We start from the raw sequence: 23,305 nt of genomic DNA, 5'->3' as shown, positions 1-23,305 counted from the left end.
GGCTCAGACCGCCTGCGCCACCTTGTGCCGCGTCGCTTCGGCGGCTAGGCGGCGGAACAGGGCGTCGGCCGGCGCACCTTCCGGAGTCTCGGCGAGCGCCGCGCCGACCGCGCGTGCGTTCGGCCCGAACAGCCATCCGGTGTTCCGGGCGAACTTGTCGAGCACGTCGTCATGGGACAGCGCCGCTTCGGGAGACCCTGGATGGTACGGCACATGGCGGAAATAGCGCCGTCCGCCCGCGCGGACCTCGAGCCGCGCCGGGCAATGCTGCGGATAGTCCGATTCGGGGTCCACGGACGCGTCCACCAGCGCCGAGAGGCGGCGCACCACTGGATCGCCGAGACGCTCCAGGCGGAACGTCTCCACGTCCACGTCGCCATGCACTAGGGTGGCCGCAACCCCGTACGGCAGGCTGAAGCGGGCCTCGTGGGGATGCTGCGGCGCGCGCTTCCTCTCCTTCGGTTCGGTGACGAGGGTCAGCCCCGGCTCGGCGAGCCGGCAGTGGATGGCCTCGACCGCGTCGAGGGCCACCCCGTCCCGCGCCATCTCGGCCCGGATCTGCTTGCCCGCCTCGATGAAGGCGTGCAGCAGCTGGCAGCAGGGATAGGGCTTGTAGGCCGTTTCCGGCAGATACCAGCGCGTGCCGAGGCCCTCAGCGGCGCGGGCGAAGTCGAGCTGGCCGCTGATGGGCGTAAGGAAGCAGCTGAAGAAGCCGAACTTGCCCTCGAACACGCTGGCCGGACCGGTGATACCCGCCTGCGCCAGGTCGAGCGCCACGATGCCGGAATGGGCGCCCCAGCCCCCGTGCAGGATCTTGGAGGTGGAGCCGGTGCGGGTCGCCTCCTGGATGCCGGCGGCGAAGGTTCCTGCGATGCCGAGGGCGTCGGCGATCTGCGCCGGCGTGGCGCGGATCAGGGCGCCGATCGCCGCCACCGTGCCGAACGCGCCGAGCAGCGAGCTGGTGTGGTAGCCGCGCTCGAGGAACCGCTCCCCAGCGACGAAGCCCAGGCGGATCATCACCTCGTAGCCGACCGTCACCGCCGTCACGACGTCGGCGAGGCCGAGGCCGTTCGCCTGGGCGACCGCGAGCACCGCAGGCGTCACCGTGGAGCCGGGACGGGCGAGGGACGACCCGTGCTTGTCGTCCATCTCCAGCGCCTGGGCGAGCGCGCCATTGAGCAGGGCGGCCATCTCCGCGCGTACGCTCGAGCCGACGCCCAGCACCGTCGCGCCGGCCGGCGCCGCCCATTTGGTGGCGAGCCGGTGGGCGACCATGCCGCTCTCCTCGCGCGGATTTGCGCCGGCAATGCACACGCCAATGGAATCCACCACGTGCCACAGGGCGGCCTCGCGCACCTCGGCGGGGATTTGCTCGGGCCGCAGCCCGGCCGTGAAGGCGGCGAGTTCGGTGGCGAGCGTGCGCTCGGGGGTGGGCTGTCCCATTCTTGGCATCCTTCGTGATGGGGGAGGCCGGCGCGCAGGCGACCGCGCGCCGCACGCGGCGTCAGGCCCGCAGCTTCTGGAGGGCCGCGCCAAGGCGGGGGGCAGGCTCGGCCTGGTCGTCGAGGGTCGAGACGATGTGCTCCACCTCCTCGACCGCCTCCGGCGCGAGGACACGCCCGGCGAGATCGCGGAACTTGGCCCTGAGCACCTCGTCGGACATGGGATTTTTCCAGTGGCCCGAGCGGTAGGTCTGGGCGTGGGAGAAGGTCTCGCCCGATTTCATGGTCACAGTGACGCGCACCGCGCGCATCTCGTGCGGCCCGAGGGCGTCAAGGTCGGGGGCGACCACCACCTCCACCCGGTTGGCGAGGTCGATGATGGTGGGATCGCGCAGCTTCTCGTCGGTGTACTGGTCGATGAAGGCGTTGCCTTCCAGCAGCGTCACCGCCGCCGTATAGGGCAGGTTCATCTGGGCGGTGATGGTCTCGGCGGGCACGTAGGGCCAGCCACAGTGGCGGTGGACCATGGCGGTGGTCTCGATGAACACCTTGGCCACGTCCGCGCCCTTGATGCGGTGCTCGGCGATGATGGCGCGCAGGGCGTCCACCGAGGTCTGGCTGGAGGCGAGCGAGGAATAGCGCTTGAACCCGTTGTGGCGCATCTCGAACTCGGTGCCGAGCCCGTTGGTGGCATAGCCGAGGTCGTACGTCTCGGCGTAGGTGGAGCAGAAGCCGCCATAGGGCGCCTCCAGCACGTTGCGCACGCCGGTGAGCCCCTCCTGCGCCGACATGGCCGCGAGGATGCCGTTCTGGCACGCCTTGCCGGAATGGAAGCGCTTCGCCATGGCGCCGTACTGCGACGCCATCAGGCCGGCCGCCTGCGATCCGGCGAGGCCGATGGCGCTGACGAACTGCTCCGCGTCCAGCTTCAGCAGCTTGCCGGCGGTGGCGGCGGCGGCGAAGGTGGAGGTAAGGCCGCAGGGGTGAAACCCGCGGTTGAAGGCGTGCGGGCTCACCGTGTTGCCAATCCGGGTGCCGAGCTCGTAGCCGACCACGGTGGCGAGGATGATGTCCTTGCCGCTGAACGGACCGAAGGCCTCGGCCATGGCGAGCACGGTGGGCACCACGCCGGCGCCGTAGTGCGACATGGACTGGTCGTGGCAGTCATCGAGCTCGAATCCCTGCGCCGAGGTCCCGTTGACGAGGGCCGCGCCGGTGGGATCGGCCTTCAGGCCCATGCCGAAGGCGCTGGCGCTCGCCTTCTGGCCGAGGCGGGAGACCACCCGCGCGACCGACTTCGTCCAGGGCTTGTCGGAACCGAAGACGGAGCAGCCGAGGCTGTCGAGGATGCATTGCTTGGCGAGGGTGACGAGATCCGGCGGCAAGTCCTCGTACTTCAAGCTCGCGGCGAACTCGGCGAGTGCCCGGGTGGGGGACGAGACGGAAACGGCGACGTTCATGGTGCTTTGGCTCCCTGGATGTCTTCTGGACCGGCGCGGGCCGGGCATCGGCGCTCACCCGTACTTGCGGGTCTCTTCGAGCGGGGTCGCCGTGGTCCGCGCCCCCAAGGCGAACAGCGCGGCGCTGCGGCCGGCGAGGCGGCCGAACACGGCGCCGCTGGTGAGGCCGCTCGCGCCCGGATAGTTGAAGTAGAAGATCCCGCCGATCATCTCGCCAGCCGCGTAGAGGCCGCGGATGACCTCCTGCGCCGTGTTCACGACCTCGGCCCTGGTGGTGACGCGCACCCCGCCGAAGGTGAAGGTGACGCCGCAAGTGACGGCATAGGCCTCGAACGGCGCCGTATCGATCGTGCAGGCCCAGTTCGAGCGCGGCACTGGCAGCCCCGGCGCCCCGCGCCCGTCCTTGACGTTGGGATTGAAGGGCACGTCCTGCTGGACCGCCCCGTTGAACTCCCGAATGGTGGCGAGGAACTGGTCCTTGTCGATCTCCTCGATCCGGTCGGCCAGCTCCTCCAGCGTGTCCGCGCTCACCTTGGTCACTGTGCGCGTGCGGTACTCGTCGCGCAGCAGGTGGCGGGTCTTGGCATCGTAGATCTGCCAGGCCACCTGCCCGGGCTGCTGGAGCACGGCCTGGCCGTACTTGGCATAGGTGTAGTTGCGGAAGTCCGCCCCCTCGTCGATGAAGCGCCTGCCGTCCTTGTTCACCACCACGGCGAACGGATAGGAATGGCGCTGGTATTGGGGCGTCACGGCGAGGTCGCCGAACTCGCTGGCGTAGCGCTCCCAGGCGGTGGCGTGGCAACCCGACCAGTGGCCGTACGGCTGGGCGCCGATGGCGAGCGCCATGGCGAGGCCATCGCCATTGTTGAACCTGGTGCCGCGCACCTTGGCGAGGTCCCAGCCGGGTCCGAGATAGCGCGCCCGCCACTCGGCATTGGCCTCGAAACCGCCGCAGGCGAGGATGACGGCACTGGCCCTGAACTCCACCGTCTTGCCGTCATGCTGGACACTGACGCCGTGCACCCCCGCATCGTCGTGGATGAGGCCGCGCACCCAGGCCTCGTACATCACTTCCACGCCCTTCTTTTCGGCGGTCGCGAACAGCGCATCCACCAGCCCGGGGCCGCCCGAGGCCACGACGATGGTGGCGCCGCCCCAGAACTTGAAGCGGCCGTCCACGCGGAAGGCCTGGCGGCCGAAATTTGGCATGAAGCGCACGCCCTGGTCACGCATCCACAGCAGCGTCTCCTTGCTGCGGCGGACCAGGATCTCGCACAGGTCCGGGTCGGTGCGGTACTGGGTGATCCGGGCCATGTCGTCGAAGAAATCGTCCTCGGTGTAGCTGCCGAAATCCGAGTTCGCCATCTCCTCGTCAGTGAGGTCCGGGGCCAGGGCGCGGATGTCGTCGGCGCCCTCGTAGACGACCCGCATCAGCCCGTCGGTGTAGGCCGAATTGCCGCCGCGCTCCTCGAACGGCGCGCGCTCCAGCACCAGAACGCTCGCCCCCTGCTCGCGGGCGGAGAGCGCGGCGCACAAGGCGGCATTGCCGCCACCCACGACGATTACATCGTATTTCTTTGAAGCGTGCTCCGACATCGAGCGTATCTCCCTGGCGCCGGGACTGATACGCCCCGCTCCGTCGGGAAACACATAGAGCCATCTTCAGTATGCGCGCACAGAATATGATGTTATTCTGGCATATTAATTGCGCATGATGAGGCGCCATGAAACTGCAGCAGCTCCGCTACATTCTCGAAATCGTGCGCCAGAACAACCACCTGTCCGCCGCGGCGGAGGCGCTGCACACGTCCCAGCCGGGCGTCAGCCGGCAGGTTCAGCTCCTGGAGGCGGAGCTCGGATTCGAGGTTTTCCTACGCACCCGCAACCGCATCATAGGCCCCACCGAGCCAGGGCGGCTGGTGCTGGACATCGCCAAGCGCGTCGTAACCGACATGGCGGCGCTCAAGGCGCTGAAGGACGACGTCAATTCCGGCGCGCACGGCACGCTGACCATCGGCACCACCCATACCCAGGCGCGCTATGTGCTGCCTCGCGTCATCGAGGAGTTCGTGCGCAGCCATCCCGACGTGCAGCTGGTGCTGCGCCAGGGCAATCCGGAAGACATCTGCGCCATGGTGGACGCGGCCGAGGCCGACATCGCCATCGGCACGGATACGGTCAACGCCTTGCCGAACCTCGTGAAGCTACCCTGCTTCGCGCTGCCGCGCTCGGTGGTTGCGCGCCGGGACCATCCCATCCTCCAGGTGCCCGAGCTGACGCTGGAAGCCATCGCCGGCTATCCCATCATCTCCTACGACCAGCGCTACAGCGGCCGCTGGCGGGTGATGAAGGCATTCAAGGACGCCGGGCTCGATCCCAAGATCATCCTCAGCGCCATCGATGCCGACGTCTGCAAGACCTATATCGAGCTCGGCCTCGGCATCGGCGTCCTCACCACCATCACCTTCGACCCGAAGCGGGATTCCGAGCTCGGCGCGCGGGACGCCAGCCACCTGTTCGATCCGAGCACCATCTTCATCAGCCTGCGCGCCAACACCTACCTACGCGGCTACATGCTGGACTTCATCCGCGCCGTGGCGCCGAAGCTCACGTCCGCGGTGGTGCGCGGCGCCCTGCGGGACGCCAATGCCGGGCGGACCGGCGAAGCCTGAACACCGGCGAGAGGAGCGCGCCGCCCGGATCAGCGGGCGACGACCTCCTTGAGCAACGTCGCCTTCTCCAGGGCGGCCTCGTCGAGGACGATGCCGAGGCCCGGCCCTTCCGGCACGGCGACGGCGCCGTCCTTGATGGCCAGGGCCTCGTTCGCCGCCAGCGGGTCCCGCCCAAGCGGCCCGAGGCCGAACACGAACTCCGCCGCGCCGAAGGTCCGCCGCGCCGGAATCGTGGCGCAGAAATGGGCCGAGGCCGCCGCCTCGAAGGTCGAGACGGTGGCAAGGCCGCCGCAGTTCAGCTGAATGCCGGCGCCTTGCGCGATGGCGGATATCTTTCGCGCCGGCGTCAGCCCGCCCACCTTGTAGAGCTTGATGCAGAACACATCTACTACCTTCACCTCGGCGAGCGCGGTCGCATCCTCGATGGTGAACAGACTCTCGTCGGCCATGAGGGGAACGCCGCGGGCGTTCCGACGGATCTCCGCCAGCCCAGCGAGGTCGCGCCGGCCCACCGGCTGCTCCACATAGCCCACGTCGAACGGCCGCATGGCCTCCATAGCGGCGATGCAATCCGGCACGGTCCAGCCGGTGTTGGGATCGACGCCGATAACGATGTCGTCACCCACGGCACGCCGCACCGCCTCGAAGTTCCGCACGTCCTCGCGCCAGCCCTTGCGGCCCGCCGCCTTGAGGCAGATCACCCTGATGCCGAACTCGTCCACCGCGCGCTTCGCCTCGGCGATCATCACCGCCACGTCGTCAGCAAGGCTCACCGACCATTCGAGCGGGATGACGCCCTGGCTGCGTCCCCCGAGGAGCGAGTAGACCGGAACGCCCAGCGCCTTGCCCATGGCGTCGTGGAGGGCGATGTCGAGCACCGCCCGCGCCGCCGGATTGCCGGCGAGGCGCAGGTCGAACATCTCGGTGATGGCCTCCATGTCGAAGATGCTGCGGCCGAGAAGATTCGGGCCGTAGATCTCCCTGATGGCGGCCACCACAGAATGGGTCGTATCCGCCACGAAGTGGCCGGGGCTGATGGGCCGGATTTGCGCGCAGCCCACGACGCCGTCGGCGTGGATCTTCACGAACACCGGCTTGCCGAGCAGCTGCCCGGCGGGACCGGTGTCGTAGCTTCCGCTGGAGAAGATGCGCTTCAATCGGATGGGCAGCTCGGTGACGAAGACCTCAATGCGCTCGATCATGGTTTCCTCAGGCCGCCCGGCTCATTTCGGTGCCTCGTTCCGCGGCGCGCAGGATGAGATCGGCGCCCCGTTCCCCGAGCGCGATGGTCGGCGCATTGGTGTTGGACGAGGGAATGGTCGGGAACACCGAGGAATCCACGACCCTGAGCCCCTCGATGCCGTGGACCCTGAGGTCCGGATCGACCACGGCGAGAGGGTCCATCCCCATCTTGCAGGAGCCGACCACATGCCAAGTGGTCTGCGCCGTCGAGCGGATGTAGGCGATGATGTCCGCTTCGCTCTGCACCTCGGGCCCCGGCCGCGTCTCGCGCACGATCAGGCGCTTGAGCGACGGCGCCTCGGCAAGGCGCCGCACGGCGCGGATGCCGGCCATCAGCACCCGCGCGTCGTCCTCCTCCGCCAGGTAGTTCGGGTCGATCCTCGGGTGCTTCATCGGGTCGGCCGAGGCGACGTGGACGTAGCCGCGTGAGCGGGGCCGCAGGGCCATGATGCCGATGGTGAAGCCCGAATAGGGATCGAGCCCGTCCTTGGGCCGGCGCGCGTACCGGTCCTTGCCGGAGAAAGGCTGCAGCTGGAGCTTCAGGTCCGGCTGGTTCTCTCCAGGATTGCTGCGCATCACCGTGTGCGCGGTGGCGGAGCAGATGGAGAGCAGGCCCTTGCCGAACAGGATGTAGCGCAACCCCTCCTTCAGCTTGCTGGTGGGGCGCTGGAGCACGTCGTTGATGGTGATGGGCTGGGCGCACTCGAAGGTGAGCCGGACGTTGGGATGGTCCGACATGTTCTCGCCCACGCCCGGCAGCTCGTGGCGCAGCGCGATGCCGAGCGGAGCGAGCACGTCCGGCCGCCCGATGCCGGACAGCTCCAGGATCTTGGGCGACTGCAGCGGACCGGCGGAGAGGATCACCTCGCGGCTCGCCCGCGCGTGGACCGCCCTGCCCTCCCTCAGGCATTCCACGCCCACCGCGCGCCGGCCCTCCAGCAGGACCCGCCCGACCATGGTGTTGGTCCACACCGTGAGGTTCGCGCGCCCGCGCGCCGGCCGCAGGTAGCCGACCGACGAGGAGCAGCGGAAGCCGCGGCGGGTCGAATACTGCAGGTAGGACGCGCCTTCGTAATGGCCGTCGTTGTAGTCGTTGACGAGCTCGAATCCGGCCTCCCGGTTGGCGGCGAGATAAGCGTCGGCGAGCTTGTCGAAATTCTTCAGCTGCGTGACGTTGATGGGTCCGCCCTTGCCGCGGGTGTCGGGATTGCCGTCGGCAAAATTCTCCATGCGCTTGAAGAAGGGCAGCATGTCCTCCCAGCCCCAGCCGGGGCAGCCCATGCTGGTCCAGCTGTTGAACTCCGCGGGGTCGCCGCGGACATAGACGTTGCCGTTGATGGAGCTTGATCCGCCCAGCACCTTGCCGCGGGCCCACAGCTGCTCCTTCCCGTTCAGGTGGACCTGCTTCTCGGTCATGAACGGCCAAGTATAGCGCTCGTCCCGCAGCAGGTTCACGACCATCAGGGGCACATGGATGTTGATGGAGGTGTCCCGTCCCCCGGCCTCGATCAGCAGCACCTTGAATTTGCCGTCCGCCGACAGGCGGTTCGCCAGCACGCAGCCGGCCGAACCCGCTCCGACGATGACGAAATCAAACACGTGGACTTCCGCTGCCGCGACCGCGGCCTCCTTTTCTGGCGTTCCCATCATCCCACCGTCCCTTGCGGTCTTGCTTGACCGTCGAGCTTCATCCCGGAAATGCGCCGTGCGCCTCGCGTTCCCGGCCCGTGCGCCGACCTTAGGAGCCTTCACCATCGAAAGATAATCACGAAACGACCTCCAGTATGCGCCTTGCGCATTGTCGGCTGCCGGAAGCCAGTATGCCCTTGCCGCATCCCGGCAGCGAAAGAAGGTATTTTTCCCCTATGGTCGGCGCTTCTAGCGTCGGCGCCGTCAAAGCATGTGCGGGCGTGAAGGCCCGCCGGTTCGCCAGCGTCAGGGAGAGACGGAATGAACGCCCTCGGCCAGCTCAAGACCTACCAACTCTATATCGACGGCCGCTGGACGCCGGCGCAACGCGATGCGACCTTCCCCACCTACAATCCTTACACGCAGGAGCCCTGGGCCCTCGTCTCCCAGGCCGCCCCCGCCGACGTGGAGGAGGCCGTCGCCGCCGCCCGCCGCGCCTTCGAGAGCACCTGGCGGCACACAAGCGGGCTCGAGCGCGGGCGCCTGATGCTGCGCCTCGCGGAGCTCCTGGAAGAGAACGCCGACCGCATGGCGCGGCTGGAGACCACGGACAACGGCAAGGTGATTCGCGAGACCGGCCCGCAGATGCTGTTCTCGGCGCGCCTCTACCGCTTCTTCGCAGGCTATGCGGACAAGATCTGGGGCAAGGTCATCCCCCTCGACCAGCAGAACGTATTCGACTACGCGGCCTATGAACCGTTCGGCGTGGTGGCGCTGATCACCGCCTGGAACTCGCCCATGGCGCTCCTCGCGAACAAGCTCCCGGCCGCGCTGGCGGCCGGGAACTGCGTGGTGGTGAAGCCGTCCGAGCACGCGTCCATTACCACGCTGGAGTTCGCCAAGCTGGTGGAGCAGGCCGGCTTTCCGCCCGGCGTGTTCAACGTGGTCACGGGCGATGGCCGCACCGGGCAGGCGCTGATCGAGGCGGGGGTCGACAAGGTCTCCTTCACCGGCAGCGGCCATACCGGCCGCAAGGTGGCCGCCGCCGCGGGCAAGGCGCTGGTGCCGGTCATCATGGAGCTGGGCGGCAAGTCGCCCAACATGATCTTCTCCGACGCCAATCTCGACCGGGCGGTGGTGGGCGCCCTCGCCGGCATCTTCGCCGCGACGGGACAGACCTGCATCGCCGGCTCGCGGTTGCTGGTGCAACGCCCGGTCTATGACACGGTGGTCGAGCGGCTGGTGGCGCGCGCCGGCGATATCCGGCTCGGCGACCCGCTCGATCCGGCCACCGAGATGGGCACCGCGGCCAACGAGCCGCAGTTCAACATGATCCTTGACTTCATCGCCTCGGCGAAGGCGGAGGGGGCCGAGCTCCGGGCCGGCGGCGAGGCGGCGCGGGAGGGCGACCTCGCCCGCGGGCTCTTCGTGAAGCCCACCATATTCGCCAATGTCCGGAACTCCATGCGAATCGCGCAGGAGGAGGTGTTCGGACCGGTTCTCTCCATCCTCCCCTTCGACGACGAGGGGGAGGCGGTAGCGATCGGCAACGATGTCCGCTTCGGCCTCGCTTCCGGCATCTGGACGCAGGACCTCAACCGCGCCATGCGGGTGAGCCGGGCCATCCGCTCCGGCATGGTCTGGGTCAACACCTATCGCGCCTCCGCCGCGCAGACGCCGTTCGGCGGAGTGAAGGAAAGCGGCTTCGGACGCGAGCGCGGGGAGGCGGGCCTCTATGAATTCCTGCGCACCAAGAACGTGATGGTGGATTTTTCCGACGACGTCCGCGACCCCTTCGCCGTCCGGGTGTGACACCGTGGCCCGCCCGGTCGCTCAGTCGGCGATCGGGCGGGCCAGCACGCGCGCGGGCGCGCCGTCGCAGCCGACGATGTTCAACGCGCCGAACATGAACTCGACCCGCTGCCCGGCCAGCGCGGCATGGCCCGTCAGATGCTCGCAGACGAGGACGCCGTTGCCCAGCAGCGCGTGGTGGACCGGCCAGTCGAAGCCCGCCGGCCGCAGGTGGTAGACGAGGTCGGGCGTGGCGAAATCACAGGCGAGCAGCTTGATGCGCTGCTCCACCAGCCACCGGGCCGCCTCCACCGAGAGGCTTGGATGACGCTCATAGAGCGGCGTGCCCACCCGTGCGGCCCAGCCGGTGTCGATGGCGAGGATATCCCCGGGCTGGAGCAGCGGACGCGCCCGCTGCAGCGTGCCGACGCCGATCACGGCATCCGGCGGCTGCGGCAGGTGCCAGACAACGCCGGGGCCCGACAGCCGCTCGGGCGGGATGTCCTCGAAGCCGGGCGCGTCGTTGAAGAAATGGAGCGGCGAATCCACATGCGTCCCGGCATGGGCCACCATGTGGATCTCGGTGACGTTGAACGGGTCATGCGGCACCTGCCGCAGCCGCTCGAAACGGGGGGCCGGGAAAATGGACGCGCAGGGCATCTCGGGACCGACCGGATGGGAGAGGTCGATCCAATCCCCCGTCGCGACCAGCGTACGGCGGGGTGGCAGCTCCATGAAGCCGCGCCAGCCCGACTTCGGGTTCACACAGATATCGCACATGGAGAGCCTCGGATCGGAGCACCGGGGTCACGCCCCGAGATAGGCCCGGTTGACCTCTTCGTTCCGCATCAGGTCGCGCCCCGAGCCCTGTGCCACTACGCGGCCGGTGGAGAGCACATAGGCGCGGCCGCACAGTTCCAGCGCTTCCACGGCCCGCTGCTCCACCAGCACCACGGTGATGCCGGTCTCGCGATGGATGTGGGCGATGCGTTCGAAGATCATGTCCACCACGCTCGGCGCGAGGCCCATGGATGGCTCATCCAGCAGCAACAGGCGCGGCGACGACACCAGCCCGCGGGCGATGGCGACCATCTGCTGCTGCCCGCCGGACAGAGTGCCAGCGAGTTGATGGGCCCGCTCCCTGAGAACGGGAAAAAGAGCCAGGGCGTGTTCGATGTTCTCGGCGCGGCGCGCGTGGTCGATCAGCGGCATGGCACCAAGCTCCAGATTCTCGATCACGGATAGATTGGCGAAGACCTGCCGATATTCGGGAACGTGCGCGATGCCGAGGTGCGGCCGGCGGGCTGCGGGAACGGGGGCTAGGTCGTCGCCTGCCAGCCGGATGCGGCCGGATGCGAGTGGCACCACACCTGAAATTGCCTTCATCAGCGTGGTCTTGCCGGCGCCGTTGGGGCCGATGATCGTGACCAACTCGCCTTCGCCCACGAAGACGTTGACCTCGGCGAGGGCGATACGTCCGCCATAGCGTACCGTGACATGTTCAAGCGACAGCATCGGCCACCCATTTGTCGCCGAGATAGGCAGAGATTACGGTGCGGTCGCGCACCACGTCCTGTGGCGCGCCATCGGCGATCACGCTGCCGCGGTCGAGGACAACGAAGCGGTCCACCAGCTTCACCATCGCGTGCATAGTATGCTCGATGATGACGATGGTCATACCATCGTCCCGCAAGCCGCGGATCAGGCCAATGAAAGCGCGAATCTCGCCGGCATCGAGACCGGCGAATGGCTCATCCATCAGCAGCAGCGTAGGGCGGGAGGCAAGGGCACGGGCGACCTCTAGGAGGCGCAGCTCGTGGTTCGTGAGGGCTTCGGCGGGGGCCTCAGCAAGGTCAGCAAGGCCGACACGCCCCAGCGCCTCGCGGGCGCGTTCGGCGGCGTCCGCGTCGCTCGCGGTGTCTACGAAGGCACCCACCACGACGTTCTCCAGAAGCGACATGCGGGCGAATACCCGTGCGACCTGGAAAGTTCGTCCAACGCCACGGGCACATATGCGGCTGGGCTTCAGGCCGGATATGTCGCGCCCTCTCAGCCGCACGGCGCCGCTGCCGGGAGCGACGAGACCGTTGAGGATATTGAACAGCGTGGTCTTTCCGGCTCCGTTGGGACCGATGATGCCGAGGATTTCCTGAGTGCGAACCCGGAAGCTCACATCGGTCAGCGCCCGTACGCCGCCGAAGCTGCGGGAGATGCCCTCGGCCTCGAGCATCACAGCGGCATGGGCAGGCAGTTGAAATGGCGTCGCTAGCCGCTCGACGCTCCGATCCACTCTCTCTCTCGAACGGGCCGGCCGCTCGCGGCGGGCAAACAGCCGGTCCCTGAGCCCCCAGACGATGCCTTGAGGCATTTTAAGCATGACCAGGATGATGGCGATGCCGAACACCACGCCCTGAATTCCAGGCAGCATGCCACCTAGCTCGGCATGGAGAATTTCGGAGACGGGGACGAGAATCGCCGCGCCCACAACCGGGCCCCACAGGGTTCCCACTCCGCCGAACATGGTGACGATGAGCGCCTGGGCAGAGGTCGCGAGGCCGAAGACGGTAAATGGGGTAACCACCAGCAGCACGACGGCATAGAAGCCCCCCGCTGCCCCGGCCAGCGCGCCGGAGAGGGCAATGGCCTTGAGCTTCCAGCGGAAGCTGTCGATCCCTGCAACCTCGGCCGCGATCTCGTTCTGCTTGATGGCGAGCAGCGACATGCCGAAGCGCGAGCGCTCCACCATTAGCGAGACCAGCATGGCCAGGACGAGCAGGCCAAGACCGATGAGCGCGTTCCAGCGCTGGTCGGCGAACTGCATGAAGAGGGCGGGATCCTCCCGCTTCATGGGAAAGGACACCTCTTGAAAACCGGCCCATTCGAACACGTAAAGCATGGCCAGCGGATAGGCGAGCATGGCGAGGGCGAAGTAATGCCCGCGCAGCCGGAAGGTGATCGCGCCGATGACGACGCCGGCGATGCTGCCCGCCACGGCCGCGGCGGGAATGCCGATCCAGGGCGTTATCCCGCCCTTTGCGAAGAGAAGGGTCGTGGTGTAGGCGCCGATCCCGAAGAAGGCCGCATGACCGAAGGAGACGAGCCCGGAGTAGCCCGAGAAGACATTCCAGGAGAGGCCCATCACCGCCCAGACCGGCACCAGCGCCAGCATGAGCTGGTAGTAGGAATTCGTGGTCATGAGGACGGCGAGTGCCCACCCGATAGCGAGGGCGGCTATGCCGGCAAAGGCGAAGCGAGGGTGCATGCTGAACATGGCTCAGGCGCGCTCCACGCTGCGGCCGAACAGCCCCTGCGGGCGGATGAGGAGGATAAGCAGGAAGACCACGAACACAGTGGTGCTCTGGAGCTGCATGGGCAGCACGAGCGTGGAGAGCTGTTGCACCAGCCCGATGACCAGCCCGCCCCAGAACGAGCCCATGATCGAGCCGAGACCGCCCAGCACAACACCGGCATACATCACGATAACGAAGTCGAGGCCCACATAGGGCTGAAAGGGGTAATAGCTCGCGACCATCGCGCCGGCGAGGGCAGTGAGGCCGAAGCCGAGCCCGAACGTGACCCGGTGGCAGCGCGCCACGTCCACGCCCATGTAAATCGCGGCGAGCGGATTGTCCGCCGCCGCCCGCAGCTTCTTGCCGAGATCGGTGCGGTGGAGCAAGGCATAAAGCCCGCCGCATGCGGCGAGCGCCGCTACCGCCGCCAGAATGCGCGCCTCGTTGAGGAACACCATCATGTCACCGCCGAAGGCATCGAGCACCAGGGCTTGCGAGGCCATAGGCGTGTTCAGGGAGACAGGCGTAGAGCCGAACGCCATTAGTCCGCCGTTGGAAAGAACGAGGGAGATGCCAAGGGTCATGATGAGCTGGGTCTGGTGCATCTCGCCTTCTGTCATGTCCGGACGGTCCCGGCCGATGCGGCCGAGAAGCAGGCGATGCATGAGCCAACCCACTGCGAAGAAGATCGGCACCGCTGCGACCGCCGCCAGGACGAGCGCAGGCAGGGATCCCAACAGGGAAGCGAGCCCAAGCCCTGACATGATCGCCAGTGCGAAGTACATTCCCAGCATAAGGAAGTCGCCCTGCGCGAAATTGATCAGGCGCATGATGCCGAAGATGAGGCCGAGAGCGACGCACATCAGGCCGTAGGTCGCGCCGACCAGAAGCCCGGTGGCCACGGCCTGGAAGAAGGCCTCAAGGCCTGAAGGATAGAAAGGCATGGGCACCCCGCCTCGTTCGGGAATGCGGGGGGCGGCGGGATGATCCGCCGCCCGGCTCTCACGATTTCGGCCAAAGCGGTGTGCGTACGGCGTCCTCTTTGGGCCAGATCAGGTAGGGCAGGCCCGCCTGCCATTGGACGAGGCCGACGGCGCCTCCCACCCGGCGGCCATTGTGGTCGAAGGCGAGGCGATCCCCGAGATAGTAATCGGCCGGTCCGTCGCTGCGGTTGGTCGCGCGCAGCGCCGCCATCAGCTTGGCGCCGTCAGTGGACCCGGCCCGTTCCAGCGCATCCTTGATGAGCCATACGTCGCCATAGGTGCTGATCGTGTCCTGCCCCAGCCACGGCTCACCGCTGCGACGGGTGAGGCCCGGCAGCGCGGCCTCCTGCGCCTTGGATGGCCAGTTCGGCGCCACCACCACGAGCCCTTCCAGCAACTCGGGACCCACTGCCTTCAGGATCTCTGGGCTGGCGAGCTGCACCCCCACGGTGACTGCCGGCAGCTTGCCCTTGCCCAAACCGAACTCGTTCATCTTGTTGAGCACCAGCTTCGCGTCGGGAAAGCTGGTGGAATAGAACAGGAGGAAGTCCGGTCTGGTGGCCCTGAGCTTCTGGATCATAGCGGTGGCGTCGGTCAGCGGCGGCGTGAACACGTCATCGGAAACGACGGTGACGCCGAGCTTCTGGAAGCCGCCGTCGCGTAGCGGCGTCACGAACGCCTGCGAGGCCGCCGTGCTGTCGGAGATGATGGCCACCTTGGTGGGGCGCTTGCCGGAGGCGGCTTGCGCCATGTCGAGCACGGTGGGCATGGAACTGAGCGCGAGCTGGCTCGCCACCGGTACAGTCTGGACGACATATTTGAAGCCGCGGCTGGTGATCTGGTCGGCATAGGAGAGGGTGAGCCACGGCAGTTCCGCCCGCTCCGTGACCTCGGTCACGGCGAGGGTGAGCGAAGAACTCCAGGCGCCAGTGCCGGCCACCACGCCGGCGCGGTTCGCGACAAGGCGCTGGGCTGCGTTCTTGGCGGTCTCCACCTTGTCGCCGGCATCCTCGACCATGAGCAACAGCTTGGCACCGCCAAGCGCCTTGATGCCGCCCGCGGCGTTGATGTCCTCGATGGCCAGCTCTGCGCCCTTGCGCATGAGGTCGCCCTGCCGGGCCATCGGTCCGGAGACCGGGGCAATGAGAGCGATTTTCACGTCCTCGGCCCGAGCCGTCCCGGCTGGGGCTAGCGTCGCAAGGCACAAGGCAGAGAAAAGGGCACGCCCAAGCGTGTGCTGGCCGACCATGGCGCGATTGCTCCCTATGTTCTTATTTTTCGGCCGCTGCGGTCATTGAACTTCGGCCTTGTCGGAAGCATAGGGCACGCACGCTATGCGTTCTCATAATAATTTCAAATTGCATTATGCGCTTGACGTATTCTGGCATCAATTGCGGCATCGTCCGAAAGCGGTCGTTCCGCAGTTGCTGCGCCTGGAGCCGGGACCGCGGCACGACCAACATCCGCAACACGTCGAGCAAGCACTGGCAGCGATGGCTGGGGCCCGCGAACCGCTGCCTCGTGCCGTTCACCAGCTTCAGCGAGTTCAACAAGGCCGGGGGCAGCGACGTCTGGTTCGCACTCTCAGAGGCGCGGCCGCTGGCCCTGTTCGCCGGGATCTGGACGCCGGGATGGACGTGCGTCCGCAAGATGAAGACGGGTGTCGAGACAGTAGACCTGTTCGGGTTCCTCACCGAGCCAAGCGAGTCCGTCGCCAGCATCCATCCGAAGGCAATGTCCGTGTGTGTTTCGGCTGGTCGAGCGTGAGGAGGGTGGGATATGGACGTTCGTACGCCCCTGATCGGCTTCCAAGCGTGCGGTCGGATTGAGCCCCTCAGATTCCCGGACGCCTTCTTCCCTAATTTTGAGGCAAGGAGGCCCCGATGGGCAAAGCGAACTTCACCGAGGACTGAACCGCGCTGAGTTTTCTAGACGCCTTCGGGGGTCAGTTCGAACTCGATGGGCGACAGTATCCCTGACCTAAGCCCCTTTTCTCCTCCGGTCTGAGGGAGAGTCCTGAGTTTCATGGATCCGAGACCATTCGTTGGAGCGCCGGAAGTTAGAGTTTCCGGCACTACTCACGGCGGTGGGCTGGGTGCGCCGCCGGAGTTCTGCAACGTGATCGGCGGCTTATGGCCGTTGGCCCCAGCGTCAGCAGCGCGCCGAGGCGTCCGGCCAGCATCGGGTTGAGGATGCCGGGCGCTCACCAGTGGCAGATCAGGAGAAGCGTGGCGCGAATGGCTGCCATCGCTCCGACCAGAACAAGAGCGATCAGCGCTACGCCCCGGTGCCCGTTGGGACGCCGCTTGAAAACCATGCCTCCGATGAGGGTGCCTATCACCAACGCCGGGAGCAAGGCCAGCGCGAGGGCAAAGGCGCGACCTGCCACTTGCCCGGTCAGGGCGCCGAACAGCAGGGGCGCGGCGCAGAACAGCGAAAATACCAGCGTCATCGATGCGCGGGCGGTCGCTGGAGCAAACCATCCTCTCAGATAGAAAGCTGTGAGCGGCGGCCCGCCCATGGCGACGAGTCCCTGCAGGAATCCGGACGATGCTCCCGCCGCAAGCGTAAGCACAAGGCTCGGTCGCGGCGTGCGCACCGGCGGCGCAAAGGCCAGAGCCAGCGCTGCGCCGATGGTCACGATGCCCACCACCAGCCGCACCACATTCTGTGGCGCGAGATGGAGCAGCACTGCCCCGACCGCGACGAAGGGCAGGCCGGCCGCGGAGATCGCCGCGCTGCTGCTCCGGTCCACCGCCGCAAGATCGCTGCGCAGCGTTACAGCTCCGGAGGCGAGCTGGAGCAGGAGCATGACCGGCACTGCACTCGCCGGATCCATAAAGAACGAGGCGAAAGGCATGGCGAACAGGCCGAAGCCGAACCCGGTAAAGCCGCGCAGCACGGCTGCGACGGCCACCACCGCTGACAGGACGAGCACCATCGTGAGAATATGGGGATCGGGCATGCGCGGTGATCAGGTGCCCGACGCCAGCACCCGGGCGGCGAAATAGGGGATGAGGCCGACCGACGGATCGCAGTTCACATACTCGAAGTCGGCGGCGTGCTCATCAAGCACGTAGATCTCGTTATAGGTGCGAAGCTCCAGCGCCTCCTGATATTTGCGCCGCTCGGCCATCGCCCGGTGATAGATGGCAAGATGGGTCGGATGGTCCTTCGCCCAGGCCTCCAGGTGGCCGAGCGACAGGAACAGGCCAAGGGAATAGGCTTCTTCCAGCTCCCCGCCCTCGTTATCCGTCAGCACCACCTGCCGCAAAGCGGGGCAGCCGGTCTCGACCGGATTGCGGCGCAGATACTCCATCCCGGCGTCGAGCTTGGGCCGCACATTGCGTTCATAGCTTTCGCGCTGCTCCGCACCGCAGGCCGACCAGGACACGCCCGAGCGGATCACCGCAAGTCCCGACGGCGGGCGGATGGCGAGGCGCAGGCCACGGCTTTCCGACGTCCGCCCGAGGGCTACGAGCGAGGCCACTTCTCCCGCAAGCCGGTCCCAGCCGGAGGCGGGGATGCGGTCGCGCGCGGCGCCCCAGTAGCCGGTCTCCCCCATTTGCTCGAGCCGGGAGAAGGGGCATGCGGACAAGCCGCGGCGATACTCGGCGAACGCGATCGTTTCGGAGCGGTCCGGTGCGACGTTCACCGGCTCCCACCATTGGCCGAAATCCTCGGCGAGCGCGCGGTGCCCCGCGCGCCACGCCGCCACGTCGGGCGTCTCGACCCAGCGACCGTATGCGGAGCGGTCCGGCCAATAGAGCGCCGCCACGCTGTTGCGGCGCCCGTTGGCATCGAGGAACGTCGCGCGGTCGAAATGGGCCGGAGCATCGGCCGAGCGGCACGCGATCGCCAGGAAGTCGGACAAAGCGAGCGCCGCCCGCCCGCCCTCCTCCGCCGCAATACCCATGAAGAGCACCGCGAGCCGCTCGGGGCGGTGATCGAAGCGCGAAGAGTAGCGGGCGATCGGCGGGACATGTCCCGCCGGCCGGCTCATAGGGAAGATGCGTTCGGGCCGCTCACTCATCGCCCGGCTCAGCTCGCGTCCATCGCAAACGCGTGAAGCTTGGGGTCGTCGGCGATCATCTTCAGGTATTTGTCCGTGATGTAGTCCTTGGCGTCAGGCGTCTTTTGAAGCGTCCCGGTGGACCTTAGATATTCGGCAAGGTCGTTGTGCCACGTATCCATCACGGACGGCCCCTTGGAACGGTCGAACAGCTTCAGCTGCTCGTCCAGCGTATAGATCGGCCGCTTATCGTAATCGATCTGGATAAATTGGTCGGACAGAGTCGTACCGCCCTCGGGATAGAACTTCTTCATGTATTCCAGAGTCTCGGCTCGGTGCTTCTTCTGCCACGCAATGGAGCGCAGGTAAACAGCCAGCACCTTGGCGACCGTCTCGGGATGCTCCTGCGCGTAATCGGCGCGCACCACAACGGCGGCGGTCACCGCTGCGCCGCCATCGCGGCCGGTGCAGAGGGTCTTGGTGTCGGCCTTTTCCTGGAGCGTGTAGGAGAAGGGCGGCCACGCGGCGGCAATTGCGCCGTTTCCGGACGAATAGGCGGCGATGGCCTGGGCCGGGCCGAGATTGACGACGCGCACCTCGTTCGGGCCAAGGCCCATCTTCTTCAGGCAGGCCACCGCGGTGTAGTGGCCGGTCGAGTTGGTGGTGAGCAGGATTTCCTTGCCCTTCAGGATGGAGGGATCCTTCAGGATAGCGTCGGCATCCTTGGCGCGCGCGGCCACCCAGGCGGTGTCGGACTGATCGTCGGCAAGGGCGATGGTCACGAGGTTGAAGCGCACCGCGCCAAGCACCGCCGGCGGCGAGCCGGTGCCGCCGATATCCCAGGACTTGGAAGGCGCAGCGGCGATCTGCTGCGGGCCGGCCGGGAAGGTGGAGAAGCTCGGCTCGATGCCGACATCCTTCCACCAGCCCCGCTCCGTGGCGATATAGAATGGAAGTGACCAGTAGAGAGCCGGCTGATAGGAGATGTTCACGGGCTCGGCTTCGGCAGTAGCCGGGACTACGGCAGAAAAAATCAATCCGGCCGCAAAAAGCGTGCCGGCGATAGTCGGGCTGCGACTGGTCATGGCTTTGACTCCTGTCCCCTGGATTCTTGGAAGGCTGTTTTTTGTCGTTTGCGCCGTCGTCACGAGGCGATGGAGAGATTGCGGTCGGTGGCGTCGCCCGCCGGGTGCGCACCGGCGGAGCGAAGGAGGCGCCAGAGCCGCGTGCGGATGCGGATGAACGAGTCCAGTTCCATAACCTCCTCGACAGTGCGCTCCGCCCAGCATTCGGACTTGCGGAGGGCGGCAACGTCGATGATCTCGCGGATGGAACCAGGCCGGCCCGCCATCACCACCACGCGATCGGCCAGATAGGTTGCCTCCTCCACGGAATGGGTGATGAACAGCACGGTACGGCGCTGGCCCGCCGTGAGGCGGATGAGTTCCTCCTGCATTTCGATCCGGGTCTGCGCATCGAGCGCTCCGAAGGGCTCGTCCATCAGCAGAACCTCGGGCTCCAGGATGAAGGAGCGGGCGATGGCAACCCGCTGCTGCATGCCGCCCGACAATTGGTGGGGATAGCTATCGCCGTGGCCTTCGAGGCGCATGGTGGCGAGATAGCGGTCCACGAGCGGGCGCGCTTCGGCTTCGCCCAAACCACGGCATTTGAGGCCGAAACCGATGTTCTGACGCACTGTCTTCCATGGCAGGAGGGCAAACTGCTGGAACACCACAGCCCGGTCGGGGCCGGGGCCCGAGACCGTCCGGCCGCCCACGGTCACGCTGCCGGTCGTCGGATGGTCGAGCCCCGCGGCAAGGCGGAGCAAGGTCGTCTTGCCGCAGCCGGAGGGGCCGACGATGGCCACGAACTCGCCATCCGGAACGTGAAGGGAGACGGGCTCGAGGGCCTGGTAGGTGCCGCCTTTGCGCTCGAAGGAGCGGGTGACGTCGTTGAATGAGATGCCGCTCATGCGCCCGTCCTCCAGTTGCGCCCGATCCGGGCGTCGATCTGCCGTAGGCCAAGGTCGATGACGAGCCCGATGAAGCCGATGGTCGCCATGCCGGCCATGACGATGGGCGTTTCCACCGAGCCCTGCCCCTGCACGATGAGATAGCCGACCCCCGAAGAGGCCACGATCAACTCGGCCCCGATCAGCGATTGCCACCCCAGCGCCGCCGCAACGCGGACCCCGGCCATGATGGATGGCAAAGCAGAGGGCAGAAGCACGTCCACGATGAGCCTGAAGTTGCTCGCCCCCATGGTGCGGCATGCCTCGATGAGCCGTTCATCGGTCATCTGCGTGCCACGGAACGTATTGATGACGCAGGCCGCGAAAGCACCCGAGAAGACGATGAGGATCGGCCCTCCGATGCCCGTGCCGAACCACAGCGCCGCAAATGGCACCCAGGCAAGCGGAGCGATGAAGCGGAAGGTCTCGAAGAAGGGCGCTATGGCGTGGCGGAAGGGCGCGAACCAGCCCATGGCGAGCCCCATCGGCACACCGACCACCACCGCGAGGACAAAGCCCGAGAAGAAGCGCCCGAGGCTCGCTATGAGGTGCTGCTGCAGCGTTGCGCCAGCAAACGGCACGCCAATGTTCTTCACCAGCGCCTGCGCCACGTCCCAGGGAGATGGCAGGACCATCTTCGGCAGCAGCCCTGACAAGGCGAGGCCGAACCACAATCCGAGCACGACGCTGATGCTGGCGGCCGAGAGCAGAGGAAGGCGGGCGCCGCGCGGCAGCCAGGGGCGGGAGGCCCGCCGGGGCGGGAGGCGCGTCGCGCTTTTTGAAAGCATGTCCACGCTCATGGCGTCACCTTGAGCCAGGGCAGGCAGCGCCGCTCGGCGACGCCGAGAAGCCAGGTCATGGTCGCCCCGCAGGCCGCCACCGCGGCCATCGCTACGACGATCATGCCCGGGAAGATGTCCTGCGCCGCCGTCATCAGGACGCGGCCGAGCCCGAAGAAGGCGCCGATCAGTTCCGCTGCCACCAGTGCCATCCATGATGCCTGGAGCGACACCCGCAGGCCCGAAAAGATCATCGGCGCGGCGCCGGGCAGGATCACGTCTAGCAGGAGGCGGCGCGTGCCGGCTCCATGCACGCGGGCGGCGGCAATGATGTTGGGGTCGACATTGCGGACGCCGGTGAAAGTGTTGATCAGTGTCGGCACGAACGCGGTGAACCAGATCACGAAGATCTTGGCCCCGTCGCCGAGCCCGAACCAGATGATGGCGAGCGGAATCCAGGCGAGTGGCGGGATCGGCCGTATGAAGGCGATGATGGGGCCGAACACCGCTTCCGCGCTCCGGCTCATGCCCATGGCCAGACCGATGGGCAAGGCCGAACCTGCCGCCACCGCGAACCCGAGGAAGGCGAGCCGAATGGAATGAAGCGTGTGATCGAGAAGCGTCCCACCCGCATAGCCCGTGGTCGCGAGCTGGACGGCGGCATCCCAGACATCCGCCGGCTGCGGAACGCGCATGGGATCGAATGTTCTCGCCGAGACCCACCAGCAGGCGAGGAAGGCGAGAACGGCGGCGGCGCCGATCAGAAATGGCGCGCCAGGCAGGGAACGGCGCAGGGGGGTGGCGCGCATGGCCTCCTCCTATTCCGCGGCGGCGCCGAACGAAGCCGGCACCTCGGTCTCGCCATAGAGATCAGCTGGCGCGTCGCTCACGCTGTCGAGCAGGCGCGGTCGCTCGCGGCGTATCCGCAGGGAAAACAGCTCGTGCCGATTGTAATAACCGGCCATGTCGTGGTGCTGCTTGAGCTCCACCAGCGTCGAGAGGTCGATCTCCGCAACCACCAGCCCCTCGGTCTCCGGTGGCCGTTCCGCCAGAACCTCGCCGTTGGGTCCCACGATCATGGATGAGGCGCGCGGACACGCCCGCATCATCTGCGCGACCTCCTCATCGCCTTCGCTCACGGCGGCGACCGTGGCGTCGTCCAGCACCCCGGCGGCGACCACGCAAAAGACCTTGGCCTCGAAGGCATGGGCCGCGGTGCGGAAGCGGATGGCATCCTTCAGATCATAGGGGGCGCTGCCCAGCGGATTGCGGAAGGGCCAGATCGCGGGATAGCAGGAGCAGTGAATCTCCTCGCCCTCGCTCATCAGCACGTAGCGGGCGAGCGGGTTGTTGTTCTCACCGCAGATCAGCCCGCCGATACGGGCGAACGAGGTCTCCACGACTCGCAGGCCCGCGGCATCTCCGCGGTTCCAGGAAAGCTGCTCGTAGAAGGTCGGCACCAGCTTGCGGTGCAGGTTCACGATCTCGCCGGCATCCGAAATGAGCGCCTGCGAATTCCACATGCAGCCCGGGCTCGTCGGAGAAACTTCACAGAAGCCGAGACTCACGAAAATTCGGTGGCGCGCGGCAGCGGCCGCGATTTCGGTTATTGGGCCTCGATCCGAAAGGAGCGCGCTTTCGGCAAACCGGCGAAAGAAGCGGTGCGCATCTATGGGTCGGTAGAGGCCGCTCCAGATCGGAAAGCCGGGTATGAACGACTCCGGGAACACCACGAGACGGGCACCCGCCCGAGCGGCATCCGAAATGACCTCGATTGCCTTCGCAACGCCGCCGGCTAAGTCGAAGGGGGGTGCCGCGACGTGCGCCGCAGCAACCACCACTTTGCGGCTTCCTCGATCGCTCAAAACGGCTTGCATCCCAATTGCTTCCTCTTGATTGCTTAAATTTACGCCATTGCGATGGCGTGCCCCTATTGCAAGCATCGTATCGCGGGAGCAGCATTCGAAAAGACATAAGAAACCGAATATGAGGTT

Annotated in this window: 19 protein-coding genes and 1 pseudogene; 3 read left to right on the top strand and 17 right to left on the bottom strand. The window is 66.9% G+C overall.

The genetic code is table 11. The annotated features are described in order from the left end of the window. Window positions 1-3: 3 nt before the first annotated feature. The 3 genes from J2126_RS18455 to tcuA form a co-directional block, all read right to left on the bottom strand. Window positions 4-1,443, bottom strand: a complete 1,440-nt coding sequence (locus J2126_RS18455; RefSeq protein WP_209488308.1) for an MmgE/PrpD family protein — start codon at window positions 1,441-1,443, stop codon at window positions 4-6. A gap of 61 nt (window positions 1,444-1,504) precedes the next feature. Continuing rightward, on the bottom strand, window positions 1,505-2,902 hold the full coding sequence (locus tag J2126_RS18450) for an MmgE/PrpD family protein (protein WP_209488307.1): 1,398 nt from the start codon (window positions 2,900-2,902) through the stop codon (window positions 1,505-1,507). Between the two features lie 54 nt (window positions 2,903-2,956). Beyond that, window positions 2,957-4,498, bottom strand: a complete 1,542-nt coding sequence (gene tcuA, locus J2126_RS18445) for an FAD-dependent tricarballylate dehydrogenase TcuA (protein ID WP_209488306.1) — start codon at window positions 4,496-4,498, stop codon at window positions 2,957-2,959. 128 nt (window positions 4,499-4,626) lie between these two features. On the opposite strand from tcuA, the gene J2126_RS18440 reads away from it, so the two are divergent. Then, window positions 4,627-5,574, top strand: coding sequence for a LysR substrate-binding domain-containing protein (locus tag J2126_RS18440; protein ID WP_209488305.1), 948 nt, complete (start codon window positions 4,627-4,629; stop codon window positions 5,572-5,574). A gap of 29 nt (window positions 5,575-5,603) precedes the next feature. On the opposite strand, the gene J2126_RS18435 is transcribed toward J2126_RS18440, so the two are convergent. Together J2126_RS18435 and J2126_RS18430 are read right to left on the bottom strand one after the other, a co-directional pair. Beyond that, window positions 5,604-6,776, bottom strand: a complete 1,173-nt coding sequence (locus J2126_RS18435) for a mandelate racemase/muconate lactonizing enzyme family protein (protein WP_209488304.1) — start codon at window positions 6,774-6,776, stop codon at window positions 5,604-5,606. 7 nt (window positions 6,777-6,783) lie between these two features. Beyond that, window positions 6,784-8,415, bottom strand: coding sequence for a GMC family oxidoreductase (locus J2126_RS18430; RefSeq protein ID WP_209488303.1), 1,632 nt, complete (start codon window positions 8,413-8,415; stop codon window positions 6,784-6,786). Window positions 8,416-8,766: 351 nt separating this feature from the next. Between J2126_RS18430 and J2126_RS18425 the strand changes: the two genes are divergently transcribed. Continuing rightward, window positions 8,767-10,257 carry an aldehyde dehydrogenase gene (locus J2126_RS18425; protein WP_209488302.1) on the top strand — a complete coding sequence of 497 codons (1,491 nt, stop codon included), beginning with the start codon at window positions 8,767-8,769 and terminating at the stop codon, window positions 10,255-10,257. Window positions 10,258-10,278: 21 nt separating this feature from the next. On the opposite strand, the gene J2126_RS18420 is transcribed toward J2126_RS18425, so the two are convergent. The 5 genes from J2126_RS18420 to J2126_RS18400 are packed head-to-tail and all read right to left on the bottom strand — an operon-like array spanning window position 10,279 to window position 15,668. Continuing rightward, on the bottom strand, window positions 10,279-11,016 hold the full coding sequence (locus tag J2126_RS18420) for a cyclase family protein (protein WP_209488301.1): 738 nt from the start codon (window positions 11,014-11,016) through the stop codon (window positions 10,279-10,281). A 27-nt stretch (window positions 11,017-11,043) separates the two neighbouring features. Beyond that, a complete protein-coding gene (locus tag J2126_RS18415) occupies window positions 11,044-11,751 on the bottom strand; it encodes an ABC transporter ATP-binding protein (protein WP_209488300.1) in 708 nt (235 codons plus the stop codon). Further along, window positions 11,738-13,507, bottom strand: coding sequence for a branched-chain amino acid ABC transporter ATP-binding protein/permease (locus tag J2126_RS18410; protein ID WP_245327437.1), 1,770 nt, complete (start codon window positions 13,505-13,507; stop codon window positions 11,738-11,740). The genes J2126_RS18415 and J2126_RS18410 overlap by 14 nt, the downstream gene beginning before the upstream one ends. A 3-nt stretch (window positions 13,508-13,510) precedes the next feature. After that, window positions 13,511-14,470 carry a branched-chain amino acid ABC transporter permease gene (locus tag J2126_RS18405; protein ID WP_209488299.1) on the bottom strand — a complete coding sequence of 320 codons (960 nt, stop codon included), beginning with the start codon at window positions 14,468-14,470 and terminating at the stop codon, window positions 13,511-13,513. 58 nt (window positions 14,471-14,528) lie between these two features. Beyond that, entirely contained in the window at window positions 14,529-15,668 is a 1,140-nt protein-coding gene (locus J2126_RS18400; protein WP_348634337.1) for an ABC transporter substrate-binding protein, read from the bottom strand. A gap of 262 nt (window positions 15,669-15,930) precedes the next feature. On the opposite strand from J2126_RS18400, the pseudogene J2126_RS18395 reads away from it, so the two are divergent. Continuing rightward, window positions 15,931-16,261 (top strand): annotated as a pseudogene (locus J2126_RS18395) (SOS response-associated peptidase); the annotation flags it as partial. Between the two features lie 451 nt (window positions 16,262-16,712). Here the strand turns inward: J2126_RS18395 and J2126_RS18390 are convergent. The 7 genes from J2126_RS18390 to J2126_RS18360 all read right to left on the bottom strand — a co-directional run bounded on the left by J2126_RS18390 (window position 16,713) and on the right by J2126_RS18360 (window position 23,188). Then, window positions 16,713-17,474 (bottom strand): sulfite exporter TauE/SafE family protein, encoded by a 762-nt coding sequence (locus J2126_RS18390; protein WP_209488296.1) that lies wholly within the window; start codon window positions 17,472-17,474, stop codon window positions 16,713-16,715. 9 nt (window positions 17,475-17,483) lie between these two features. Next, the gene (locus J2126_RS18385) at window positions 17,484-18,542 is read right to left on the bottom strand and encodes a phenylacetaldoxime dehydratase family protein (RefSeq protein ID WP_209488295.1); all 1,059 of its coding nucleotides are present in this window, start codon (window positions 18,540-18,542) and stop codon (window positions 17,484-17,486) included. An 8-nt stretch (window positions 18,543-18,550) separates the two neighbouring features. Next, complete coding sequence (locus tag J2126_RS18380) at window positions 18,551-19,513, bottom strand: ABC transporter substrate-binding protein (RefSeq protein WP_348634336.1); 963 nt, start codon at window positions 19,511-19,513, stop codon at window positions 18,551-18,553. Between the two features lie 152 nt (window positions 19,514-19,665). Continuing rightward, a complete protein-coding gene (locus J2126_RS18375) occupies window positions 19,666-20,493 on the bottom strand; it encodes an ABC transporter ATP-binding protein (protein ID WP_209488293.1) in 828 nt (275 codons plus the stop codon). Beyond that, window positions 20,490-21,320: an ABC transporter permease gene (locus J2126_RS18370; protein ID WP_209488292.1), complete on the bottom strand. Its 831-nt coding sequence runs from the start codon at window positions 21,318-21,320 to the stop codon at window positions 20,490-20,492. The genes J2126_RS18375 and J2126_RS18370 overlap by 4 nt, the downstream gene beginning before the upstream one ends. A gap of 8 nt (window positions 21,321-21,328) precedes the next feature. Next, entirely contained in the window at window positions 21,329-22,120 is a 792-nt protein-coding gene (locus J2126_RS18365) for an ABC transporter permease (protein WP_209488291.1), read from the bottom strand. 9 nt (window positions 22,121-22,129) lie between these two features. Beyond that, a complete protein-coding gene (locus J2126_RS18360; protein ID WP_209488290.1) occupies window positions 22,130-23,188 on the bottom strand; it encodes a carbon-nitrogen hydrolase family protein in 1,059 nt (352 codons plus the stop codon). Between the last annotated feature and the right edge of the window lie 117 nt (window positions 23,189-23,305).

Source organism: Xanthobacter flavus, from assembly GCF_017875275.1.
Taxonomy (GTDB): domain Bacteria; phylum Pseudomonadota; class Alphaproteobacteria; order Rhizobiales; family Xanthobacteraceae; genus Xanthobacter; species Xanthobacter flavus_A.
This window is presented reverse-complemented; position numbering and strand designations above follow the sequence as displayed.